The organism is Amycolatopsis sp. ATCC 39116 (genome assembly GCF_000231075.2).
GTDB classification, from domain to species: domain Bacteria; phylum Actinomycetota; class Actinomycetes; order Mycobacteriales; family Pseudonocardiaceae; genus Amycolatopsis_E; species Amycolatopsis_E tucumanensis.
In genome coordinates, this window is sequence record NZ_AFWY03000080.1 from 1 (window position 1) to 21,759 (window position 21,759).

19 protein-coding genes, 2 pseudogenes and 1 riboswitch are annotated in these 21,759 nt (G+C 73.5%); of the genes and pseudogenes, 17 read left to right on the forward strand and 4 right to left on the reverse strand.

Annotated features, from left to right (window positions below; genetic code table 11):
- A pseudogene (locus AMY39116_RS46695) lies at nt 1-160 on the forward strand (cell division protein FtsZ); the annotation flags it as partial.
- Between the two features lie 24 nt (nt 161-184).
- On the opposite strand, the gene AMY39116_RS0339715 reads toward AMY39116_RS46695, so the two are convergent.
- Nucleotides 185-1,012, reverse strand: a complete 828-nt coding sequence (locus tag AMY39116_RS0339715) for a hypothetical protein (RefSeq protein WP_235716322.1) — start codon at nt 1,010-1,012, stop codon at nt 185-187.
- A gap of 83 nt (nt 1,013-1,095) precedes the next feature.
- Between AMY39116_RS0339715 and pgeF the strand changes: the two genes are divergently transcribed.
- The 6 genes from pgeF to AMY39116_RS0339745 all read left to right on the forward strand — a co-directional run bounded on the left by pgeF (nt 1,096) and on the right by AMY39116_RS0339745 (nt 5,259).
- A complete protein-coding gene (pgeF, locus tag AMY39116_RS0339720; RefSeq protein ID WP_027936637.1) occupies nt 1,096-1,797 on the forward strand; it encodes a peptidoglycan editing factor PgeF in 702 nt (233 codons plus the stop codon).
- Nucleotides 1,794-2,528, forward strand: coding sequence for a YggS family pyridoxal phosphate-dependent enzyme (locus AMY39116_RS0339725; RefSeq protein ID WP_020423152.1), 735 nt, complete (start codon nt 1,794-1,796; stop codon nt 2,526-2,528). Before pgeF ends, AMY39116_RS0339725 begins: the two co-directional genes overlap by 4 nt.
- Nucleotides 2,529-2,593: 65 nt before the next feature.
- Complete coding sequence (locus tag AMY39116_RS0339730) at nt 2,594-3,217, forward strand: cell division protein SepF (RefSeq protein WP_020423153.1); 624 nt, start codon at nt 2,594-2,596, stop codon at nt 3,215-3,217.
- Between the two features lie 178 nt (nt 3,218-3,395).
- A complete protein-coding gene (locus tag AMY39116_RS0339735; RefSeq protein ID WP_026153057.1) occupies nt 3,396-3,680 on the forward strand; it encodes a YggT family protein in 285 nt (94 codons plus the stop codon).
- Between the two features lie 53 nt (nt 3,681-3,733).
- Nucleotides 3,734-4,564, forward strand: a complete 831-nt coding sequence (locus tag AMY39116_RS0339740; protein ID WP_020423154.1) for a DivIVA domain-containing protein — start codon at nt 3,734-3,736, stop codon at nt 4,562-4,564.
- A gap of 77 nt (nt 4,565-4,641) precedes the next feature.
- Nucleotides 4,642-5,259 (forward strand): hypothetical protein, encoded by a 618-nt coding sequence (locus AMY39116_RS0339745; protein WP_020423155.1) that lies wholly within the window; start codon nt 4,642-4,644, stop codon nt 5,257-5,259.
- A 242-nt stretch (nt 5,260-5,501) separates the two neighbouring features.
- Here AMY39116_RS0339745 and AMY39116_RS0339750 read toward each other — a convergent pair whose 3' ends face one another.
- Nucleotides 5,502-6,257, reverse strand: coding sequence for a helix-turn-helix transcriptional regulator (locus AMY39116_RS0339750; RefSeq protein WP_020423156.1), 756 nt, complete (start codon nt 6,255-6,257; stop codon nt 5,502-5,504).
- A gap of 283 nt (nt 6,258-6,540) precedes the next feature.
- On the opposite strand from AMY39116_RS0339750, the gene AMY39116_RS0339755 reads away from it, so the two are divergent.
- The 9 genes from AMY39116_RS0339755 to AMY39116_RS0339795 all read left to right on the forward strand — a co-directional run bounded on the left by AMY39116_RS0339755 (nt 6,541) and on the right by AMY39116_RS0339795 (nt 19,670).
- Nucleotides 6,541-7,404 (forward strand): bifunctional 2-polyprenyl-6-hydroxyphenol methylase/3-demethylubiquinol 3-O-methyltransferase UbiG, encoded by an 864-nt coding sequence (locus AMY39116_RS0339755; RefSeq protein WP_020423157.1) that lies wholly within the window; start codon nt 6,541-6,543, stop codon nt 7,402-7,404.
- 89 nt (nt 7,405-7,493) lie between these two features.
- Nucleotides 7,494-8,816, forward strand: a complete 1,323-nt coding sequence (locus tag AMY39116_RS0339760; RefSeq protein ID WP_020423158.1) for an MFS transporter — start codon at nt 7,494-7,496, stop codon at nt 8,814-8,816.
- Between the two features lie 272 nt (nt 8,817-9,088).
- The gene (ileS, locus tag AMY39116_RS0339765; RefSeq protein ID WP_020423159.1) at nt 9,089-12,259 is read left to right on the forward strand and encodes an isoleucine--tRNA ligase; all 3,171 of its coding nucleotides are present in this window, start codon (nt 9,089-9,091) and stop codon (nt 12,257-12,259) included.
- 58 nt (nt 12,260-12,317) lie between these two features.
- A complete protein-coding gene (locus AMY39116_RS0339770; RefSeq protein WP_020423160.1) occupies nt 12,318-13,895 on the forward strand; it encodes a penicillin-binding transpeptidase domain-containing protein in 1,578 nt (525 codons plus the stop codon).
- A gap of 44 nt (nt 13,896-13,939) precedes the next feature.
- Nucleotides 13,940-14,629, forward strand: a complete 690-nt coding sequence (locus AMY39116_RS0339775) for a helix-turn-helix transcriptional regulator (protein WP_027936638.1) — start codon at nt 13,940-13,942, stop codon at nt 14,627-14,629.
- A gap of 332 nt (nt 14,630-14,961) precedes the next feature.
- On the forward strand, nt 14,962-16,440 hold the full coding sequence (locus AMY39116_RS0339780) for a potassium/proton antiporter (RefSeq protein ID WP_020423162.1): 1,479 nt from the start codon (nt 14,962-14,964) through the stop codon (nt 16,438-16,440).
- Nucleotides 16,441-16,486: 46 nt separating this feature from the next.
- Nucleotides 16,487-16,601, forward strand: a riboswitch (SAM riboswitch).
- A 34-nt stretch (nt 16,602-16,635) separates the two neighbouring features.
- Entirely contained in the window at nt 16,636-17,958 is a 1,323-nt protein-coding gene (locus AMY39116_RS0339785; protein WP_020423163.1) for an aminotransferase class V-fold PLP-dependent enzyme, read from the forward strand.
- A gap of 213 nt (nt 17,959-18,171) precedes the next feature.
- Nucleotides 18,172-18,747 carry a signal peptidase II gene (lspA, locus tag AMY39116_RS0339790; protein WP_027936639.1) on the forward strand — a complete coding sequence of 192 codons (576 nt, stop codon included), beginning with the start codon at nt 18,172-18,174 and terminating at the stop codon, nt 18,745-18,747.
- Nucleotides 18,744-19,670 carry an RluA family pseudouridine synthase gene (locus AMY39116_RS0339795; RefSeq protein ID WP_026153058.1) on the forward strand — a complete coding sequence of 309 codons (927 nt, stop codon included), beginning with the start codon at nt 18,744-18,746 and terminating at the stop codon, nt 19,668-19,670. Before lspA ends, AMY39116_RS0339795 begins: the two co-directional genes overlap by 4 nt.
- Here the strand turns inward: AMY39116_RS0339795 and AMY39116_RS0339800 are convergent.
- On the reverse strand, nt 19,667-20,062 hold the full coding sequence (locus AMY39116_RS0339800) for a RidA family protein (protein WP_020423165.1): 396 nt from the start codon (nt 20,060-20,062) through the stop codon (nt 19,667-19,669). The two genes, AMY39116_RS0339795 and AMY39116_RS0339800, sit on opposite strands and share 4 nt — an antisense overlap.
- Before the next feature lie 97 nt (nt 20,063-20,159).
- On the opposite strand from AMY39116_RS0339800, the gene AMY39116_RS0339805 reads away from it, so the two are divergent.
- Nucleotides 20,160-21,134: a YafY family protein gene (locus tag AMY39116_RS0339805; RefSeq protein ID WP_020423166.1), complete on the forward strand. Its 975-nt coding sequence runs from the start codon at nt 20,160-20,162 to the stop codon at nt 21,132-21,134.
- Here the strand turns inward: AMY39116_RS0339805 and AMY39116_RS0339810 are convergent.
- Nucleotides 21,131-21,759: pseudogene (locus AMY39116_RS0339810) on the reverse strand (AsnC family protein); the annotation flags it as partial. The gene AMY39116_RS0339805 and the pseudogene AMY39116_RS0339810 overlap by 4 nt on opposite strands.

Consider the following 21,759-nt stretch of genomic DNA (forward strand, 5'->3'; position numbering starts at 1 on the left):
CACGCCGCCCAGCGGGCTCCCGCAGGCCGGTGGCGGCAGCCGCAGCTACCCGGCGCCGCGCACGAGCACCAGCCAGGGCAGCCTGCCCAGCCGGGCGGTCCCGGTGACCGACGACTCGTCCGACGACGACGTGGACGTCCCGCCGTTCATGCGGCGCTGACCCCGCGCCGGGCCTGACCCGCGGTCAGGCCCGGTGGTGCTGTTCGAGTTCGTCGATGGCGCGGGACAGCGTCCAGCGTTCGTCCTCGGACAGCTCCCACGGCAGGTGGTCCCGCAGCGCGGCGTCGAGCCGCTCGGCGACCACGACCTCCAGGATGTCCGGCACCCCGGCGCCCATCAGCAGCTCGGCCAGCGGCACCGACCAGTGGGGGTGCGGGAACCGCGCCGCGTGGCGGCTCGCCCGCGCCGCCTGCCAGATCCGCCGCGTCGCCTCGGGTCCGTCGAACCGGACGGCGTCCTGCAGCAGCCGGCACCAGCCGAGGTCGGAGACCTCCATCGCCCCGCTGAACTCACCCCACAGGTCGGCCTCGCCGATCTCGCGGAACAACACCAGCGCTCCGGCGCGGTCGCCCGCCGCGTAGCGCGCGTCGGCCTCGTCGAGCTTCGCCTTGAGCCGCCCGCTCGCGGTCGTGCCGTGCTCGGCGAGGTACTCCTCGTGGTCGCGGGCGAGGTGGGCGACGTCCGGCACCCGGAGGGTGACGTCCCACAGGCCCTCCGCCTCCTCTTCCGGGACGCCGTGCTCCAGCGCTTCCTCCAGCAGGGCGATCGCGCGGTCGTTGTGCTCGTCCATCTCGCCGGGCCCGAGGAACTCGATGTCGTCCAGGTGCCCGTAGGCCCCGGCGAGCGCGAACGCGCCCCGCACCGCGGGATCCACCTCGTCCAGGCGCTCGTCCACGGCTTCGGCGATCCGGGTCCACTTCTCCCGGCCGGGCGGGGTGAACAGCGCGGCCAGGTCCGGCGGCAGCTGCCCGGAGGTGGCCAGTGCGCGGACGCTCGGGGGCACGGGTGGCATGTCCATGGCGGTGAGACCGGCCGAGCACCGCGTCCGGTTCCCAGTAGGCTCAGGGGAAACCAGGCGAGTGGAGGTAGTGGGACTTGCGCATCCGTCGGGTGGTCACGACCAGGGCGGGTGGCGTTTCGGCGCCGCCGTACGACACGTTCAACCTCGGCGACCACGTCGGTGACGACCCGGCCGCGGTAGAGGCCAACCGCAAGCGGCTCGGCACCGAGCTGGGTGTGGAGCGGGTGGCCTGGATGGAGCAGGTGCACGGCCGCACGGTCACCGTCGTCGACGGCAGTCAGACCGCGCCCGCCGAGGCCACCGACGCGCTCGTGACGAAGACCCCCGGCCTGCCCGTCGCCGTGCTCGTCGCGGACTGCGTGCCGGTGCTGCTGGGCGACCCGGAGACCGGCGTGGTGGCCGCGGTGCACGCCGGCCGTGTCGGCGCGCGCGTCGGGGTGCTGCCCGCCGCGCTCGAGGCGATGGTCGAGGCCGGCGCCGAGATGGGCCGCATCGAGGTGCTGCTCGGCCCGGCGATCTGCGGCGAGTGCTACGAGGTGCCCGCCGAGATGGCCGCCGACGTGGACAAGCACCTGCCCGGCAGCGCGACCCGCACCCGCGCCGGCAAGCCGGGGCTGGACCTGCGCGCCGGGCTGTGGCGCCAGCTCGCCGAGGCCGGCGTCGGCAAGGTCGGCGTCGACCCGCGCTGCACGGCCGAGGACCCGACCCTGTTCAGCTACCGGCGCGACGGCACCACCGGTCGCATCGCCGCGCTGACCTGGGCCGAGCCGGAATGAGCGACGAGCAGCGCCGGGAGGAGATCGCCAAGGCCCTCGAAGCCGTGGAGGCGCGCGTCGCCGACGCGTGCGCGGCGGCCGGGCGGCCGCGCGGCGAGGTGCGCCTGCTCGCCGTCACCAAGACCTTCCCCGCGACCGACGCGGCCCTGCTCACCGACCTCGGCCAGACCGACCTCGCGGAGAACCGCGACCAGGAGGCCGGCGCGAAGGCGGCCGAGGTGCGCGAGCTGCGGCCGGACGCGCGGCCGCGCTGGCACATGATCGGGCGGCTGCAGCGCAACAAGGCGCGGTCGGTGGTGCGCTGGGCCGACGAGGTCCAGTCCGTCGACTCGGTGCGGCTCGCCGACGCGCTCGCCAAGGCGCTGCGCAACGCGCACGAGGCGGGGGAGCGGTCCGGTCCGCTGGACGTCCTGATCCAGGCCAGCCTCGACGACGATCCGTCACGAGGCGGCTGTCCGCTCCCTCAGCTGGGTGAGCTGGCCGATCACATCGCCGGGCTGGACGGGCTGCGGCTGCGCGGGCTGATGGCGGTCGCGCCGCTGGGCGCCGACCCCGCCCCGGCCTTCGCGCGCCTGGCCGCCGCGGCCGCTGACCTCCGCCGGAGCCACCCGGACGCGGTCGAGTTGTCCGCGGGGATGAGTGGTGATCTTGAACCCGCCATCGCGCACGGTTCGACATGTGTGCGTGTCGGAACCGCGTTGCTCGGCGCCCGCGGTCTAGCCTCGCCGTAGCGAGATCACCCGGAAGTGAGCGATCGCGTCCGGGTAGTCAGGTGAGGGAGCGGCTAGGGAGAGGCATGAGCGCGCTGCAGAAGCTGAAGGCCTACTTCGGCATGATCCCGGCCGACAGTGACGGTTACGACGGCTACGACTCCTACGAGGCCGCCGACCGGTACGACGACGACTACCGCCGCGACTACGCGGACGAAGCCTACGACGGCTTCGACGAGGAGCCGCCGCCGCGTGCCCGCCGACGGTACCGCGACGGTTCCGACTACGACGAGGAGGGCCCGCTCCGCACGCGGCCGCGGTCGCCGGAGCCGCCGGTGCACGGCGCGCTCGCGGTCGAGCGGCAGCCGGAGCCGGTGGCGCGGCTGCGCCCGGTGCCGGAGCCGGCCAGGGCGTCGGCGCCGCGGGACGCGCTCGGGCGGATCACCACGCTGCACCCGACTAGCTACGTCGAGGCGCGGGGGATCGGCGAGGCCTACCGCGAGGGCATCCCGGTGATCATCAACCTGACCCAGATGGAGAACGCGGACGCCAAGCGTCTCGTGGACTTCGCGGCCGGGCTGGCGTTCGCGCTGCGCGGCTCGATGGACAAGATCACCAACAAGGTGTTCCTCCTCTCGCCGCCGGACGTGGAGGTGACCGCGGAGGAGCGCCGCCGGATCGCCGAGGGCGGGTTGTTCCTCCGTCACTGAGCGCGATCGCCGGTTCCCGGAAATGGGGTGGAACGGTGTGATGGCACAACTACAGGTCGTAACAATTTAGGCCGAACGGGTGAAACCGTTGGCTAAATCACAGTTCGATTACGTGACCCGGGCACACCGGGCGTTCCGGGTGCTCCCGGGGTCACGGCGATGTGGCAGAGTGGTGTTCGTGGATGCGGTCCGGCTAGTCCTCTACTACGTGCTGTTCGTCTTTTGGCTGCTGCTCACAGCGCGTGTCGTGGTGGAGCTCGTGCGAGCCTTCGCACGGGATTGGCGCCCCGCGGGCGGGGTTGCGGTGACGCTGGAGACCATCTACACAGTGACCGATCCTCCGGTCCGCGTGGTGCGGAGGATCATTCCGATGGTTCGCATTGGCGGCGTCGGACTGGACTTATCGATTATGGTGCTGCTGTTGGTTGTGTTCATACTGATGCAACTGGCGCTTCCTGGGTGACTTCGGGGGAACCCAGGTGTCGGAGCAGGCCATGGAGTGCGTGAGGTGATCTGATGTCGTTGACCCCCGCTGACGTGCATAACGTTGCGTTCAGCAAGCCACCCATCGGCAAGCGGGGCTACAACGAGGACGAGGTGGACGCGTTCCTCGACCTGGTGGAGACCGAGCTCGCGCGGCTCATCGAGGACAACAACGAGCTGCGCCAGCAGGTCGAGCAGCTCGACGCCGAGCTCGAAGGCACCCGTGCCGACCTCGAAGCCGCCCGCGCCGGTGCCGGCCCGCAGGAGCGCCGCCTGGCGCCCGTGCCGCCGCCCTCGGCCGCCGAGCAGACCCAGGCCCACCCGATGTCGGACGGCGGCGAGCCGAACGTGCAGGCGGCGAAGGTCCTCGGCCTGGCCCAGGAGATGGCCGACCGGCTGACCGCCGAGGCCAAGACCGAGTCCGACGGCATGCTCGCCGAGGCTCGCGCGAAGTCCGAGCAGCTGCTCTCCGACGCCCGCACCAAGGCCGACTCGATGGTCAACGAGGCGCGCACGCGAGCGGAGAACATGCTCAACGACGCCCGCACGCGTGCCGAGACGCTGGAGCGGCAGGCGCGCGACAAGGCGACGACCATGGAGCGCGAGGCTCAGCGCAAGTACACCGAGACCATGAACACGATGAACAGCGAGAAGACCGCGCTGGGCAAGAAGATCGAGGAACTGCGCACCATCGAGCGGGAGTACCGCACCCGGCTGCGCGGGTTCCTGGAGTCCCAGCTGCGCGAACTCGACGACCGCGGCTCGGCCGCGCCCGCGTCGGCGTCCTCGAACTCGGGACAGGCCGGCGCCGGATCGGGCAGCGGCCAGGGCTACTCGTTCGGTCCTCGCGCCGAGGCGGGCTGAGCTTCCCGGTGACGGTTCCGGCACTCCGCGTGGGAGGGTCGGAACCGTTCCGGGCGTGGTTCGTGTTGTAATTCAGCGTGCTCTTCATCGTTCTGGTCCTGGTTCTGGCCGCGCTGGGGTTGCTGATCGCGGCCCTGATCACGGCGAACTCGCTGTGGGCGTGGATCTCGATCGGCCTGTCGGTCGCCGCCGGGCTGCTGCTGGTGGTCGACTTCGTGCGGCGCCGGGTGGCCCGCCGCCGTGCGTCCGCGGTGGCGGAGCCTGCCGAGGAGCCAGGGGACGAGCCCACCGTCGCCGCGTCGGCGGACGACGACGAGCCGTCGGCGCCGGAAGCCACGGCGGTGGAGAAGCCGGCGGACGAGCCGGCCCCGGAGAGCCCGGCCGAGGTCGAGGACGCGCCGGCGGACCAGACGGCGCTGATCCCCACGGCCGGTGAGCTCGTCGGCACGGCCGAGGAGGGCGAGCCGGGCGAGGAGCCGACGAACCCGGCGGACGCGAAGATCGTGGACGAGCTGGACGTCGAGGTCGTGGTCGTGGACGAGCACCCGCGATACCACCTGACGGACTGCGGCTGGCTCGCCGACCGCGACACCATCCCGATCTCGGTGAAGGAAGCCCGGGACCTTGGCTTCACACCGTGCGCGCGTTGCGCCCCGGACGCCCACCTGGCCGAGGCGCACCGCGCGAAGGCCTGAGTCGTCGCCGGGCTGCGTGCTCGCGGTACGTGGTCTCGGTGAGGGGAGCCGGGGATCTTGGCCTGAGGGCGGTCGCAAGGGTGTGCGGTGTGCTCGGCGGTACGTGGTCTCGGTGAAGGAAGCCGGGTTTCATGCCGTGCGCGCGTTGCGCCCCGGACGCCCATCTGGCCGAGGCACACCGCGCGAAGGCCTGAGGCGGTCACCCCGCTGCGTTGCCGATGCCACCCGGAAAACCGCAGCCCTCACGCCAGCCGCACCCCGAGTAGCTCGGCGAGCGCGTCCGCCCCGGTGGGGGTGAGCCGGAGCGCTCGGTGGCCCGGCCGGCGCCTCGTCACCCAGTTCCGCTCGAGGAACCGCTCCGCGAGCGCCGCGCCCAGTTCGCCCGCCAGGTGGTGCCGCTGTTCCGACCAGTCCAGGCAGAACCTCAGCAACGGCCGCCGCCCGCGGCCCGCGTCGACGGCGGCCAGGTCGAGCCCGAGCGCCGCCAGCACCTCCGCCGCCGCCGGGCCGACGGCGTACGGGTGCTCGCTCAGGGGCTGCGACAGCCGGTCGCCCGGTCGCCGGGCCGTGCCGCGGACGCCGTCCACCGCGACCAGCGCCCCGCGCTCCACCAACGCGGCCGTGACCTCGACACCGAGCCGCCCGGCCAGGTGGTCGTAACAGGTCCGCGCGAACCGCAGCGCCTGCGCCCGGGTACCCGACCGCAGCGACGTCACCGGCCGGGCGGGGGAGAAGCGCGCGAGCGTTTCGAGGATCTCGACGGCATCCGGTCGCAGCCGGTAGAAGCGGTGCCGCCCGGACCGCTCCGCCTCGACGAGCCCCGCCTCCCGCAGCTTCGCCAGGTGCGCGCTGACCCCGGGCGCGGACAACCCGGCCTCCACCGCGAGCACGGACGCCGCGAGAGCCCGCCCGTCGGCGAGCGCCGTCAGCACCCGCACGCGGGCCGGATCCGCGAACAGCGCCGCGGTGCGTGCGATGTCGACGTCGCCTCCGCTCATGGACCCAGCATGCCGCGGGAACACTTCCGCCGCCGCCGAAGTGTCCCGACGCGCCCGGTGATCCTTTGTGGACTCGGCGTCCGGTGGCGAGATCTCGCGGTCGACGGGCATCGGATTACTACTTGGCTGTCGGAAAAGCAGCCCGGTCATGGTCCACTATGGATGGCCGTCCGGGCCTTGCGGACCGTCGGGTAGGCGTTCAGACTGGCCCACCACGCACATTCGCCGGTGTCGCCTCTTTCTTCTGTCGCAACCGGAAAACACGGACAAACAGGGTGATTTCATGGCCCGGCACCTCATGGGCCGACGCGACGAGCACGCTGCCGCCCAGTACGCCGACCCCGGCCTCGTGCGCGGCTACGCCGCGGCCTACGAGTCGGGGCGCGCCACCCGGTACTTCCAGTCGCGGCTGCACCTGGTCGACGAGGCGCTGCGGCCGGCTTCCGGCGCGCTGCTGGACGTGGGGTGCGGGCCGGGGATGCTCGTGCGCCACCTGCTCGACACCAGGCCGGCCGGCTTCCGGATCACCGCCTGCGACCGGTCGGCCGCGATGATCGAAGCCGTGGCCGAGCGCGCCGGCGCCGACGACGTCGAACTCGCCGTCGCCCGGATCGAGGACATGCCGTTCCCCGACGGCGCGTTCGACGTGGTCGTGGCCATGGGCGTGCTGGAGTACGCGCGCGCCCGGGACGGCGTGCGCGAACTGGCCCGGGTCCTGCGGCCGGGCGGGCTGGCCGTGGTGACCATGCTCAACCCGCTGAGTCCCTACCGGCTCGTCGAATGGTCCCTGTACTGGCCGTTCCTCCGGTTGCTCGGGAAGGTGGAGCGGCTGGCCGGCGTTCCGCCGGGGAAGCGGCACACCGTGCCCAAGAGCGGCATCCGCGCGCTTCCGGCGGCCCGGCTGCGCCGCATGCTCCGCGGCGCCGGGCTCGAGCCCGCGGACCCGGTGTACTACGACGTGACGCCGTTCGTGCCGCCCCTGGACAAGGTGTTCCGCCGGTGGCGGCGGGAATGGCGCGGCCGCCTGGACCGGACGGTCAGCCGCGGGCCCGGCCGGTGGCTGGGCACCGGATACCTGGTCACCGCCCGGCGATCCGGGCGCGCGCCGGCGGGCCGGACCGCGTCGGCGACCGCACGGCGAGTCTGACCGGGCGTGCCGGCCGGGGATGAGCAGCCGCGCCGGTCCGCCGCGACACTTCCAGCCCGGTGGAAGCGAATCCGCGGTCTGCTGGACCCATGCCCGACCGCCGCGCCACCGTCCTGTTCACCCAGTGCGCCGGGATGTTCCTGGTGCAGCTCGACGTCACCGTGGTCAACGTCGCGCTGCCGGACATCGGCGCCGCCGTCGGCGCGGACGTGCCCGCGCTGCAGTGGGTCGTCGACGGCTACACCGTCGCGCTCGCCGCGCTGCTGCTGACCGGCGGGGCGCTCGGTGACGTACTCGGCCACCGCCGGGTCGTGCTGGCCGGGCTGGGGATCTTCGGCGCGGCCTCCGCGGGGTGCGCCCTCGCACCCGGCAGCGCCGCCCTGGTCGCCGCGCGCGTCGCGCAGGGAGCCGGGGCCGCGCTGCTGCTCCCCGGGACCCTGGCGGTGATCACCCGCGCCTTCCCCGGCCGCCGGGAACAGGCCAGGGCGCTCGGCTTCTGGGCCGGGGTCTCCGCGCTGGCCCTGGCCGCGGGTCCGATGCTGGGCGGCCTGCTCGTCACCGCCACCGGCTGGCGCTCGCTGTTCTGGATCAACGTGCCGCTGACCGCCCTCGCGGCCGCAGGGACCCTCCGCGTCCCTGCCGGCCGGCCTGCCGCCGGGCGCGTGGACGTCGCGGGCACCGTCACCGGCGCCACCGCGCTCGCCGCGCTGGTCTACGCGGTCATCCAGTCCAGCGCGCCCGCCGCGGTCCTCGGCGTGGCCGCCGCCGTGGCGTTCCTGGCCGCCGAACGCCGCAGCTCCGCCCCGATGCTGCCGCTGACCCTGCTGCGCTCGCGCACCTTCGCCGCGGCCAACCTCGTCGCCGGCGCGATGAACTTCGCCGGCCTCGGCACGATCCTGCTCGCCACGCTCTACCTGCAGGGCGTCCACCACGCGACCCCGCCGGCCGCGGCACTGGCGATGCTGCCCGGGTTCCTGCCGCTGTCGCTGCTCGCGCCGGTCACCGGGCGGCTCACCGCGCGCTTCGGCCCGCGCCCGGTGATGATCGCCGGGCTGCTCACCGGCTCGGCCGGGCTGCTCGGCCTGCTGCGGGTCACCGCGACCAGCACGATCACCGGCGCGTTCCTGCCCGCGTTCGCCCTGGTCGGCGTGGGGCTGGGCCTGCTCACCGCGGCCGTCGTCGCCGCGGCCGTCGGCGGCGTCCCGGCGGACCGGGCCGGCATCGCCAGCGGCGTCAACAACACCGCGCGGCAGGCCTGCGGCGCGCTCGGCATCGCCACGTTCGGCGCGATCGCGGGCAGCCCCGCCCGGCCGGCCGCGTTCGTGCACGGGCTGCACGCCGCGGCCGTCCTCGGCGCCGCGCTGTGGCTGGCCGCCGCCGTGCTCACCGCCGCCGCGGTCGGCCGACCCTGAGCGAAACCCGGTTGCGGCAGGCGGCTAACCTGGAAGGACACGGCGTCGATCCGGCCATCACCGGGGAGCCTCCGGAAGAACGGGACCCGGTGGTCCTCAGTAGAACCGGACGGGTACGGCCCGTCACAGCCGTCAACGAAGAGGCCCGCTCGGTGAGCGGGCAAACGGGGTGGTACCGCGGAAGCGGCGCTCAGGTGGCGCCTTTTCGTCCCCGTGCTGGATCCCCAGCGGATCCGCCACGAGAGCGACGAGCACCCGCGAGGAGCGCACCGATGTACCCGAAGGCTCCGCTCGGCGACGGGCCGGCAGGCCAGGTCCCGTCCCAGCCGTCCTTCCCGGCGCTGGAGACCAGCGTGCTGGCCTACTGGGAGTCCGACCGGACCTTCCAGGCCACCATCGACGCGCGCGAACCGGGGACGAACGGCAGCAACGAGTACGTCTTCTACGACGGCCCGCCGTTCGCCAACGGCCTGCCGCACTACGGCCACCTCCTGACCGGTTACGTCAAGGACATCGTGCCGCGGTACCAGACCATGCGCGGCCGCCGCGTCGAGCGCCGCTTCGGCTGGGACACCCACGGCCTGCCCGCGGAGCTGGAGGCCGAGCGGCAGCTCGGGATCACCGACAAGTCGCAGATCGACGAGATGGGCATCGCCGCGTTCAACGAGGCGTGCCGCGAGTCCGTCCTGCGCTACACGAACGAGTGGCGCGAGTACGTCACCCGCCAGGCCCGCTGGGTCGACTTCGACCACGACTACAAGACGCTCGACGTCACCTTCATGGAGTCGGTGATCTGGGCGTTCAAGCAGCTGTGGGACAAGGGCCTGGTCTACGAGGGCTACCGCGTGCTGCCCTACTGCTGGCGCGACGAGACGCCGCTGTCCAACCACGAGCTGCGGATGGACGACGACACCTACGCCAACCGCCAGGACCCGGCGCTGACCGTCGGGTTCCGCGCCGAGGGCAACGGCACCGACCTGGACGGCGCCTACCTGCTGATCTGGACCACCACGCCGTGGACCCTGCCGTCCAACCAGGCGGTCGCGGTGCACCCGGACGTGGACTACGTCGTGGTCGAGCAGGACGGGAAGCGGTTCCTGCTCGCCGAGCCGCGCGTCGCCGCCTACGCCAGGGAACTCGGCGAGGAGCCGGCCGTGGTGGCCCGGTACCGGGGCGCCGACCTGGCCGGCGTGAAGTACGCGCCGCCGTTCCCGTACTTCCTCGGCAACGAGAACTCGCACCAGGTGCTGCTGGCCGACTTCGTCACCACCGACGACGGCACCGGCATCGTGCACATGGCCCCGGCCTACGGTGAGGACGACAAGGCCGCCGGCGACGCCGCGGGCATCACCCCGGTCACCCCGGTCGACGCGCACGGCCGCTTCGACTCGACCGTGCCGGACTACGAGGGCCAGCAGGTCTTCGACGCCAACCCGGACATCATCAAGGACCTCAGGTACGGCACCGGATCCGCCGCCCGGCAGGGCGCGATCCTGCTGCGGCACGAGACCTACGAGCACTCCTACCCGCACTGCTGGCGCTGCCGGAACCCGCTGATCTACCGGGCGGTGTCGTCGTGGTTCGTCAAGGTGACCGCGTTCAAGGACCGCATGGTCGAGCTGAACCAGCAGATCACCTGGTACCCCGAGCACGTCAAGGACGGCCAGTTCGGCAAGTGGCTGGAGAACGCGCGCGACTGGTCGATCTCGCGCAACCGCTACTGGGGCACGCCGATCCCGGTGTGGATGTCGGACGACCCGGCCTACCCGCGGGTGGACGTGTACGGCTCGCTGGACGAGCTGGAGCGCGACTTCGGCGTGCGGCCCACCGACCTGCACCGCCCGCACATCGACCAGCTGACCCGGCCCAACCCGGACGACCCGACCGGGAAGTCCACCATGCGCCGGGTGCCCGAGGTACTGGACGTGTGGTTCGACTCGGGTTCGATGCCCTACGCCCAGGTGCACTACCCGTTCGAGAACGCCGAGTGGTTCGAGCACCACTACCCGGGCGACTTCATCGTCGAGTACATCGGGCAGACGCGCGGCTGGTTCTACACGCTGCACGTGCTCGCGACGGCGCTGTTCGACCGGCCGTCGTTCCGCACCTGCGTCTCGCACGGCATCGTGCTCGGCTCCGACGGGCAGAAGATGTCGAAGTCGCTGCGCAACTACCCGGACGTCAACGAGGTGTTCGACCGGGACGGCTCCGACGCGATGCGCTGGTACCTGATGGCCAGCCCGATCCTGCGCGGCGGCAACCTGATCGTCACCGAGAAGGGCATCCGCGACGCGGTGCGCCAGGCCGTGCTGCCGCTGTGGAACTCCTACTACTTCCTCGCGCTCTACGCCAACGCCGAGGGCGTGGAGGGTCAGTGGCGCACCGACTCCACGCACGTGCTGGACCGCTACATCCTGGCCAAGACCGGCGAGCTGGTCACCGACGTGCAGTCCGCTTTGGACACCTGCGACGTCGCGGGCGCCTGCGCCACCACGCGCGACTTCCTGGAAGTGCTGACGAACTGGTACGTGCGCCGGTCGCGCGAGCGGTTCTGGGCCGGTGACAAGGACGCGATCGACACCCTGCACACCGTGCTGGAGGTCGTGTCGCGGACGATGGCGCCGCTGCTTCCACTGACCACCGAGGTGGTGTGGCGCGGGCTCACCGGCGGCCGGTCGGTGCACCTGCAGGACTGGCCGCTGGTCGACGAGCTGCCCGCCGACGCCGCGCTGGTGACGGCGATGGACCGGGTCCGGCAGGTGTGCTCGTCGGCGCTGTCGCTGCGCAAGGCGAACAAGCTGCGCGTGCGGCTGCCGCTGGCGAAGATGCTCATCGCCGCCGATGACGCGGAGGCGCTGGCGGACTTCACCGACATCATCGCCGACGAGGTCAACGTCAAGTCGGTCGAGCTGAGCACGGACGTCGCCGCGCACGGCCGGTTCGAGGTCGCGGTCAACGCCCGCGCCGCCGGGCCGCGCCTGGGCCGGGACGTGCAGAAGGTGATCAAGGCCGTCAAGGCGGGCGACTGGACCACCTCGCCGTCCGGCGCCGTGGTGGCCGCCGGCATCGAACTCGCCGAGGGCGAGTACGAGCGGCGCCTGGTCGCCAAGGACGAGGGCGCCACCGCGGAGCTGCCCGGCGGCTCCGGCCTGGTCCAGCTGGACACCGCGGTGACCCCGGAGCTGGCCGCCGAGGGCGTGGCGCGGGACCTGGTCCGCGTCGTGCAGCAGGCGCGCCGCGACGCCGGGCTCGACGTGGCCGACCGGATCGCGCTGACCGTGGACGCGCCGGCGGACGTGGTCGCCGCGGCCAAGGCGCACGAGGAGTTCGTGGCGGGCGAAACCCTGGCGAACTCGGTGTCGTACGGGCACGTGGACGGCGGTTTCGCGGGCGCGGTCGGCGACGGCGACAAGATCACTGTGGCGGTAACGAAGGCCTCCTGATCACCGACAGACGGGGAAACACCAACAGGGGGTTTCGCCGGTGACTTGGCGCAGGTGGGTGCTGGCGGGTGGCGCGGCAGCGGTCGTCGCGATCGTCGTGGCGGCCGTTGTCGTCGTGTGGGGCGGGTCCTCGCCGGACAAACCCCAGGCCAGCGGCTCGGGCGCCGAGGACTCGGGCACGGTGGCTTCCCGGTTCCTGCTCGCCTTCGCCGAGGGCGACGCCGACGCGGCGGCGGCGCTGACCGACGACCCGCGCGCGGCGAGCGTGCTGATCGCCGACGCTCGCCGCGGCCTGGCCCCGATGTCCGTCTCGGCGCGGCTGGGCCAGGTCACGCCCGCCGCCACCCGGGCCACCGCGACGTTCCAGGTGAGCTGGACGATCGCGGCCGGGCAGGTGTGGTCCTACGACAACAGCCTCGACCTGGTGGCCGCCGACGGCCGCTGGCTCGTGCACTGGAGCCCCGCGGTGGTGCACCCGAAGCTGCGCGCCGGACAGCAGCTCGCGGTGCGCACGCGCGCGGGCAAGAACGCCGTGGTCGACCGCAACGGCAGGCCCGTCCTGACCTGGCAGGCGTCGGGCACGCAGGTGGCGGAGCCGGGTGTGGCGCCGCTGCTGGTGCCCGCGTTGCAGCGGACGGTGTCCGCGCGGTCGCAGGGCGGCTGGTCGGTGGTCAGCACGGATGTCGACGGCGCGGTGCAGGAAACGCTGTTCGGCCAGGGCGACGTCGAGGTGGCGGCGCTGACCACGACCCTGAGCCTGCCCACGCAGGCGGCGGCGCAGCGGGCGGTCGACTCGGCGGCGTACCCGGCGATGCTGGTGGCGATCCAGCCCTCGACCGGCGACCTGCTCGCGGTGGCCCAGAACGCGGCGGCCGGGGCCGAGCCGAAGGCGCTGAACGGCCTGTACGCGCCGGGGTCGACGTTCAAGATCGTCACCGCGGCGGCGTTGCTGGAGTCGGGCGCGGCCACCGCGGACACGATCGCGGACTGCCCGGCCACCGCGCGCATCGGGCAGCGCACGATCCCCAACGACGATCAGTTCTCCTTTCCGCCGCTGCCGCTGCACTCGGCGTTCGCGCACTCGTGCAACACCACGTTCGCGCAGCTCGCGTCGACGCTGCCGCCGGACGCGCTGGCCGACGCGGCGAGCGGGTTCGGCCTCAACGCCGACTTCGCCATCCCGGGCATCACCACCGAGGCGGGCAAGGTGGTCGCCACCACCAGCGGCGCCGAGCAGGTGGAGTCCGCGATCGGGCAGGGCACCGTGCAGGCGAGTCCGTTCGGCCTGGCCCTGATGGCGGCCACCGTCGCGCGCGGCGACGAGGTGACGCCGCGGCTGTGGCAGGAGCTGGAGACGTCGGTGAACACCGGCTACCGGGCGCCGTCCCGGGACGTGATCGCCGCGCTGCGGACGATGATGCGCGAGGTCGTCACCGGCGGCACCGCGACCGGGCTGCGCGGCAACGGCGTCGTGTACGGCAAGACCGGCACGGCGCAGTTCGGCGACGGCAGCCAGGCGAACGGGTGGTTCGCCGGGTACCGCGACGACGTGGCGTTCGCGGTGCTGCTGCTCGGGTCGGACTCCTCCAAGCCGGCCGTCACCGTGTCGTCGGCCTTCCTCGGCGCGCTGGGCTGACGTTTCGGCCGCGGCCGACGTGTGCGGCTACTACCGTGGCCGGTGTGGAGACGATCGCGCTGGCCGAGGTGGCCGCGGTGCTCGCCGACCCGAGCCGGGCGGCGATGTGCCTCGCCCTGCTCGACGGGCGGGCGTGGACCGTCGGGGAGCTGGCCCGCACGGCGGGGATCGCGCCGTCGACGGCGAGTGAGCATGTCAGCCGCCTGAAGGAGGCGGGGTTCGTGGCGGGGGTGAAGCAGGGGCGGCACGCCTACGTGCGGATCGCCGACCCGCGGGTGGCCGAGCTGATCGAGCACCTGGCGCAGCACGCCGGGCACCGGTCCGCCTCGGGGCTGCGCGAGTCGCTGCGCGTGCGGCGGCTGGCGTTCGCGCGCACCTGCTACGACCACCTGGCCGGCACGGTGGGCGTCGCCCTGCGTGACGGCATGATCCGGACGGGACTGGTCTCCGACGGGAACGGCCTCGCGCTGACCGGGCGCGGTCGTTCGGTGCTCGGCGAGCTGGGGGTGACGATCCCCGCCGGGCGGCGCCCGTTGCTGCGGGCGTGCCTCGACTGGACCGAGCGCCGCGACCACCTGGGCGGCGCACTCCCCGCGGCGCTGTTCGCGCGCGGCGTGGAGGCGGGCTGGTTCGTGCGGCGGCCGGATCGGGCGGTGGTGGTGACCGAGGCGGCGGGGGAGCCGCTGGCGCTGCTGGGTGCGGAGCTGCCTGCTGATCGCCCTGGGGTGGCCTGAGGTTGGTGTGGCCCTGGCAGGGGCTGCGCCGTGAGGCACGTCCCGCCGGCCACCGGTGCCCGCCGCTGGCCCGCCGTGTTCGCGCGGCCGGGAGCGGCATGCGGTGCAACCGGCGCCGCCCGGCCGCGCGCTCGTCGTCATCGTGTGCGCACCTGCCGTCGAGACGAGGCGGTGCGCAAGGTGCTCGCCCCGGTACTCCGTGCACCCGCTCGCGATCTTGTTGCGGGACAAGAGAAAAGCGGCCCTGACATGCCGGAAGACCCCACCGGGGCGCGGTCCGGCTCCTCGGTTCCTTATCCTGAAGCCTGACAATCCGGGCAGGGGAGGTGCGGGTGGGCGAGCTGCCGGTCGTGCTGGGGCTGGGCTCGGCCGTCCTGCTCGCCGCCGTGCTCGCGGTCCGCTTCTCCACCCGCCTCGGCCTGCCGTCGCTGCTGCTCTACCTCGCGATCGGCGTGCTGCTCGGCGAAGCCGGGTTCGGCATCCAGTTCTCCGACCCGTTCCTCACCCAGGCGCTGGGCCTGGCCGCCCTCGTCATGATCCTCACCGAGGGCGGCCTGACCACCCGCTGGTCGGCGGTGAAACCCGCGCTGGGCCAGGGAGTGGCACTGTCCACAGTGGCGGTCGGGCTGAGCATCGCGATCACCGGCCCCGCCCTGCACTGGCTGCTCGGCCTGGACTGGCGGATGGCGCTGCTGTGGGGCGCGGTGCTGGCCTCCACCGACTCGGCCGCCGTGTTCTCCGTGCTGCGCGGCGTCGGCGTGCCCCGGCGGATCGTGGGGGCGCTGGAACTGGAGTCCGGCATCAACGACGCCCCCGCCTACATCGCGGTCGTCGTGCTGGCCGAGGGCACCCGGATCGACTGGTCGCTGCCGCTGCTGGTGGTCTACGAACTCGGCGCCGGCCTGGTGCTCGGGCTGCTGCTCGGGCTGGCCGGGGCGTGGGCGCTGCGCCGCGCCGCCCTGCCGGCCACCGGGCTCTATCCACTCGCGACGGTCGCGGTGTGCGTGGTGGCCTACTCGTCCGGGCAGCTGCTGCACGCCTCCGGCCTGCTCGCCACCTACGTCGCGGCGGTCGTGCTGGGCAATTCGCGGCTGCCGCACCGCTCGGACACGCTGTCCTTCGCCGAGGGGCTCGGCTGGCTCGCCCAGATCGGGTTGTTCGTGCTGCTGGGCCTGTTCGCCTCGCCCGAACGGCTGCTGGAGTCGATCGTGCCGGGCCTGATCGCGGCCGCGGTGGTGCTGGTGTTCGCGCGGCCGGTGTCGGTGCTGGTGTCACAGCTGCCGTTCAAGGTGCCGGTGCGCGAGCAGGTGTTCCTGTCCTGGGCCGGGTTGCGCGGCGCGGTGCCGATCGTGCTCGCGATGATCCCGCTCTCCCAGGAGATGCCCGGCGCGCAACGGCTCGTGGACGCGGTGTTCGTGCTGGTGATCGTGCTCACCCTGGTGCAGGGCCTCACGCTCGGCCCGCTCGCGCGGGTGCTGCGGCTGAAGGCGGACACCGAGCCGAAGGAGATCGAGGTCGACGCCGCGCCGCTGGACGAGCTGCAGGCCGAGCTGCTCCAGGTCAAGATCCAGCACGGCTCGCGCCTGCACGGCGTGTACCTGTCGGAGCTGCGGCTGCCCGCCGGGGCGTCGCTGAGCCTGATCGTCCGCGACGGCCGCAGTTTCACCCCGCAGCGCACCGACCGGCTGCAGCGCGGCGACCAGATCCTGATCGTCAGCACCGAGTCCGCGCGGGAGGCGGCGGAGCGGCGCATCCGCGCGGTGGACCGGGCCGGGCCGCTGGCGCGCTGGAAGGGCGAGTCCGGCAACTGAGACCCGCTGGCGCGCGGCGGGGGCGATCGGTTACTGTGTCCGCGTAGGTCATGAGTGCCAGCGCCAAGCCCCGGCTCGCTGGCCGGCAACCCTCCTTCCGCGGTGGGGTGCCCCGGGTGAGGACCTGGCTCGTCGCGAGGTGCGACGGGCAAGCGCGGACCCCTTGCGGGTCCCCGGACCCGAGGAGCCTTTCCGATGACTCTCGCTCTCGAACGCGTCACCACCCCCGCCGTCACCGCCGCCGCGGCCGTCCCGCTGGTCACCGGCGGGGAGCTGGACTACGCCAACCTCGACCACGCGGCCAGCGCCCCGTGCCTGGAGGCCGTGCGCCGCGCGGTGGACGAGTTCCTGCCGCACTACGCGAGCGTGCACCGGGGGGCCGGGTTCGCCTCGCAGGTGTCCACAAAGGTCTACGAGCGCACCCGCGACGTGCTGCGCCGGTTCGTCGGCGCCCGGCACTCGGACGCGGTCGTGTTCACCCGCAACACCACCGACGCGCTGAACCTGCTGGCCCGCAGCCTGCCGCGGCACACGTCGGTGGTGCTGTTCGACACCGAGCACCACGCCGCGCTGCTGCCCTGGCGCGGCCCGAACGTGCGCCGGATCCCGCTGCCGAACACGCGGCTGGCCGCGGTGTCCGCTGTGGACAGTGCGCTCGCGGAGTGCCCGGAGGGGCCGCGGCTGGTGGTCGTGACCGGCGCGTCGAACGTGACCGGCGAGCTGCTGCCGGTGGCCGAGATCGCGGCGGTGGCCCGGCGGCACGGCGCGCGCATCGCGCTGGACGGCGCCCAGCTCGCGCCGCACCGGCCGATCTCGGTGCGGGAGCTGGACGTGGACTACGTGGTGCTGTCCGGGCACAAGCTGTACGCGCCGTTCGGCGCGGGCGCGCTGATCGGGCGCGGCGACTGGCTGCGCGCGGCGGACCCGTACCTGGCCGGAGGCGGGGCGACGAAGTCCGTGCGCCGCGACGGCGACGGCCTCGGAGTGGCTTGGCAGAGCGGGGTGGAGCGGCACGAGGCCGGTTCGCCCAACACCGTGGGCGTGTACGCGCTGGGCGTGGCGTGCGAGCAGCTGGCGGCGTCGTGGGACGCGGTGGCCGCGCACGAGCGGGAGCTGCTGGAGCGGCTGACACGCGGTCTCGCCGCGGTGCCGGGGCTGGCGGAGCTGCGCCTGTTCGACGGCGCGGCGGAGCGGGTCGGCACGGTGAGCTTCGTGCTCGACGGGTTCGAGCCGGGCTGGGTGGCGGCGGTCCTGTCGGCCGAGTACGGGATCGGCGTCCGCGACGGCGCGTTCTGCGCGCACATCGCGGTGCGGCGACTGGTGGAGCGCAGCGGCGGGGAGGGGCAGCAGGCGCTGCGGGTGAGCCTCGGGCTGGGCACCACGACCGAGCACGTCGACCGGCTGGTGACCGCGCTGCGGCAGATCGTCGCGCGGGGCGCGCGGTGGACGTACGGCGTGGTCGACGGCCGGTGGGCGCCGTGCCCGGACCCGCGGCCGCTGCCGGACTTCCTGCGCTGAGCCGGCGCCGCGGCTGTTCCCCGGGTTCGGATGGTGACCCGTCTGCTGGGTGCGGTGGCTCGGCGCCCGGTTCGCCGGCCTGCGCCGGGCACCGTGTGCGGAACGGCGCCACTGCCGGGTTTCCCGTTGAGGGGGCACGTGCGCCCGGCAGCGCGCTGACCGGCTTTCCCGGCCTGCGCCGGGGCCGTCGCGGCAGCCGTGGACAATGGCGGGGTGAGCAGTGACCCCCAGCCCTCCCCGGAACCGGACACCGTGCCGGACGAGCAGCCGGCCACCCCGCCCAAGCGGCGCGCCCTGCTGCTGGCCGTGATCGCGATCGTGGTGTTCGCGGCGGACGTCGTGACCAAGTCGGTCGTCGTGGCGACCCTGGAGGGGCACGAGCCGGTCCGGGTCCTCGGCGGGCTCGTCTACCTGCAGCTGATCCGCAACCCCTTCGCGGCCTTCGGCATGGGCGTCACCGGCATGACCTGGGTGTTCGCGATCGTCGCGTTCGGGGTGGTGATCGCGCTCATCTGGTTCGCCAAGCGGCTGCGGTCGCCTGGCTGGGCGATCGGCCTCGGGCTCATCCTCGCCGGCGCGCTCGGCAACCTGGTCGACCGCGTCTTCCGCGCGCCCGGCGTGCTGCGCGGCCACGTCGTCGACTTCGTGTCGCTGTTCGCGCCCAACGGGGACGTGTGGCCGGTCTTCAACGTGGCCGACTCGGCGATCTGCGTCGGCGGCGTGCTGATCGTGCTGCTGTCCCTGCTCGGCCGCGAGTACGACGGCACCGTGAAGAGGGCCAAGCGTTGAGCGCCCGGATGCTGCCCGTCCCGGACGGGCTCGACGGCATGCGCGTCGACGCCGGGCTGGCGAAGCTGCTCGGCCTGTCCCGCACCGTCGTCGCGGAGCTGGCCGAGTCCGGCGACGTCCTGCTCGACGGCCGCCCGGCGGGCAAGTCCGACCGGCTCTCCGCCGGGGTGCTGCTCGAGGTGACCCTGCCCGACCCGGACAACCCGGTCGAGGTGGTCGCCGAACCGGTCGACGGCCTGCGCATCCTCCACGACGACGACGACATCGTGGTCGTGTCCAAGCCGGTGGGCGTCGCCGTGCACCCGAGCCCGGGCTGGACCGGGCCCACGGTCGTCGGCGGGCTCGCCGCGGCCGGGCTGCGCATCTCGACCTCCGGCGCGGCGGAGCGCCAGGGCGTCGTGCACCGCCTCGACGCCGGCACCACGGGCGTGATGGTGGTGGCGAAGAGCGAGCACGCGTACACGGTCCTGAAGCGCGCGTTCAAGGAACGCACCGTCGACAAGGGCTACCACGCCGTCGTGCAGGGCCACCCGGACCCCACCCGCGGCACGATCGACGCCCCGATCGACCGGCACCCGCGGCACGACTACAAGTTCGCCGTGGTCGCGGGCGGCCGGCCGTCGGTGACGCACTACGAGGTCATCGAGGCCTTCCGCGCGGCGTCGCTGGTGGACGTCAAGCTGGAAACCGGGCGCACCCACCAGATCCGCGTGCACTTTTCGGCGCTGCGGCACCCGTGCGCCGGCGACCTCACCTACGGCGCTGACCCGGTGCTGGCCCGCAAGCTCGGCCTGACCAGGCAGTGGCTGCACGCCCGCACCCTCGGGTTCGCCCACCCCGCGGACGGCCGGTGGGTCCAGTTCGAGTCGCCCTACCCCGATGACCTCGCGCACGCGCTGGAAGTGCTGCGCGCGGAGAACTAGGCGACCGCGGTCCCTTCGAGTTCGACCATCAGCTCGGGGATCGCCAGCCGCGTCACGCCGAGCATCGTGGTGGGCGGGGCGACGCCGGCCGCGCCCAGCCGCGCCGCCAGCACGCCGTAGTGCGGGAACAGCTGGTCGACGTCGGTGGTGTAGACGTTGAGCCGGACGAGGTTCGCCAGCGACATCCCGGCCTCGGCGAGCACGGCCTCCAGGTTGTCCAGGCTCAGCGCCAGCTGCTTCGCCATGTCCCCGGCGTGCTGGGGTTTGCCGTCGCCGCTCATCGCGGTCTGCCCGGCGCAGAACAGGGTCCGGGTGTGCCCGGCGACCAGTTCACCCTGGTGGTACCCCAGCTCCGCCGACCACGTCCACGGGTCGACCGCGGTGCGTTCCACTCCCACATCAGCTCCCTTCGGATCAGTGCTGTGACGGTTCGAAGCCTCGCAGCGAATCACGACATCCTGTGTCGCGTATTTCGCTAGAGTTCGCGGAATGCGCGCCGACCGCCTGGTCTCGCTGGTGCTGTTGCTGCGCCGGCACGGCCGGTTGTCCGCGACCGCGCTGGCCCGCGAGCTGGAGGTGTCCACCCGCACCGTGCTGCGGGACGTCGGGGCGCTGTCCGCCGCCGGTGTCCCGGTCTACGCCGAACGCGGACGGCACGGCGGTTTCGCGTTGCTGCCCGGGTTCCGGGCCGAACTGACCGGGCTGAACCACGACGAGGCACTCGCCCTGCTGATCGCCGGGTCGCGGCGCGGCGCGCAGGCGTTCGGCCTCGGCTCGGCGCTCGCTTCGGCCATGCTCAAGGTGGTCGACGCGCTCCCGGAAGGCCATCGCGAGATCGCGGCCGGCGCGGCGGAGCGGTTGCTGATCGACCCGGAGACCGACCTGCTCGCCCGCCGGGTGGCCGAGGAGGAGGTGCCCGGCGCCGTCGTGGCCGAGGTCCGCCGGGCGGTGCTGGCCGGTCACAAGCTGCGGATTCACTACGTGGCGGTGGACCAGAGCCCGAAGTGGCGCACGGTGGACCCGATCGGCCTGGTCACCGTGCGCGGCCAGGGCTACCTGCTGGCCACCCGGTCCGGCGCCGACCGCACCTACCGGCTGTCCCGCATCCGGGCGGCGGAGGCACTCGACGAACCCGCGCAGCGCCCGGACCGGGCCGATCTGGACCGGGCCTGGCGGGAACGCAGCGCGCGGTTCCGCGCCGGCGGCGACCAGGTGACCGTGGTGGCCCGGGCGGACCCGGCGCGGCGGGAGGAGCTGGTGCGCACCGCGGTGGCCGTCCACGCCGAAGTGGCCGACCCGGACGGGCTGCTGCGGCTGGAGGTCGTCTTCCAGGACGCGCGGCATGCCGAGTGGGCGTTGTGGCAGCTCGGCACGGACGCGGAAGCGCTGGCCCCGCAGTGGTTGCGGGCCGCGCTGGGTGATCGGGCCGCGGCGATCGCCGCCCGCTACCGCTCTCTGACCTAGTCCTCCAGGGACCAGGTCAGGGAGCGCTCGTCGGGCTCGGGGCGGGGGCTCCACCGCACCGCCACCACGCGGGTGCTCTCGGGCAGCACGTACACCGTGTGGCCGCCCGCCGTCTCGCCGGGCTGGACCCCGATCTTGTGCGGCGGCCGCGAGGTCAGCGACACCGGCGCCTTCGCGACCGGCTTGCCGTCGGCGGTGAGCAGTTCCAGGTAGTTGTCCGGCAGCGACACGAACGGGATCGGGCCCTTGTTGGTGACCTCGGTGTGCACCACGACCGCCCGCTCGCCCGGTTCGAGCCGGTACCCGGCCGCGCCGAACAGGTAGTCCGCCGGGTCCTGCACCTCGAGCAGCTGCACGGTGAGCTGCTCGCCTTCGAGGCCCTGCCCGGCCAGGCTGTCGCCGATCTTCCCGGTGCGCGGGCCGGCCGGCGGCGCGGGCCGCTGGTCGCCCCGCGCCCACGATGCCGTCTGCGGCGGGCCCCACGTGCTGATCACCGGGTCCAGCGGCGCCGGATACGGCCCGGACGCCACCCCCGCGACCTGGTGCGGCCCCGACACGGCACCCTGCTGGACCTGGTACGGCCCGGACGGCACGCCGCGGCCGGGGGAGGGCTCGGCCGGCGGGT

What these genes read in the sequence shown, in the direction of transcription:
- AMY39116_RS0339715 (WP_235716322.1), bottom strand. Translation starts at nt 1,012, where the DNA reads ATGCCACCCGTGCCCCCGAGCGTCCGCGCACTGGCCACCTCCGGGCAG.
- AMY39116_RS0339725 (WP_020423152.1), top strand. Translation starts at nt 1,794, where the DNA reads ATGAGCGACGAGCAGCGCCGGGAGGAGATCGCCAAGGCCCTCGAAGCC.
- AMY39116_RS0339730 (WP_020423153.1), top strand. Translation starts at nt 2,594, where the DNA reads ATGAGCGCGCTGCAGAAGCTGAAGGCCTACTTCGGCATGATCCCGGCC.
- AMY39116_RS0339740 (WP_020423154.1), top strand. Translation starts at nt 3,734, where the DNA reads ATGTCGTTGACCCCCGCTGACGTGCATAACGTTGCGTTCAGCAAGCCA.
- AMY39116_RS0339750 (WP_020423156.1), bottom strand. Translation starts at nt 6,257, where the DNA reads ATGAGCGGAGGCGACGTCGACATCGCACGCACCGCGGCGCTGTTCGCG.
- AMY39116_RS0339755 (WP_020423157.1), top strand. Translation starts at nt 6,541, where the DNA reads ATGGCCCGGCACCTCATGGGCCGACGCGACGAGCACGCTGCCGCCCAG.
- AMY39116_RS0339760 (WP_020423158.1), top strand. Translation starts at nt 7,494, where the DNA reads ATGCCCGACCGCCGCGCCACCGTCCTGTTCACCCAGTGCGCCGGGATG.
- ileS (WP_020423159.1), top strand. Translation starts at nt 9,089, where the DNA reads ATGTACCCGAAGGCTCCGCTCGGCGACGGGCCGGCAGGCCAGGTCCCG.
- AMY39116_RS0339785 (WP_020423163.1), top strand. Translation starts at nt 16,636, where the DNA reads ATGACTCTCGCTCTCGAACGCGTCACCACCCCCGCCGTCACCGCCGCC.
- AMY39116_RS0339805 (WP_020423166.1), top strand. Translation starts at nt 20,160, where the DNA reads ATGCGCGCCGACCGCCTGGTCTCGCTGGTGCTGTTGCTGCGCCGGCAC.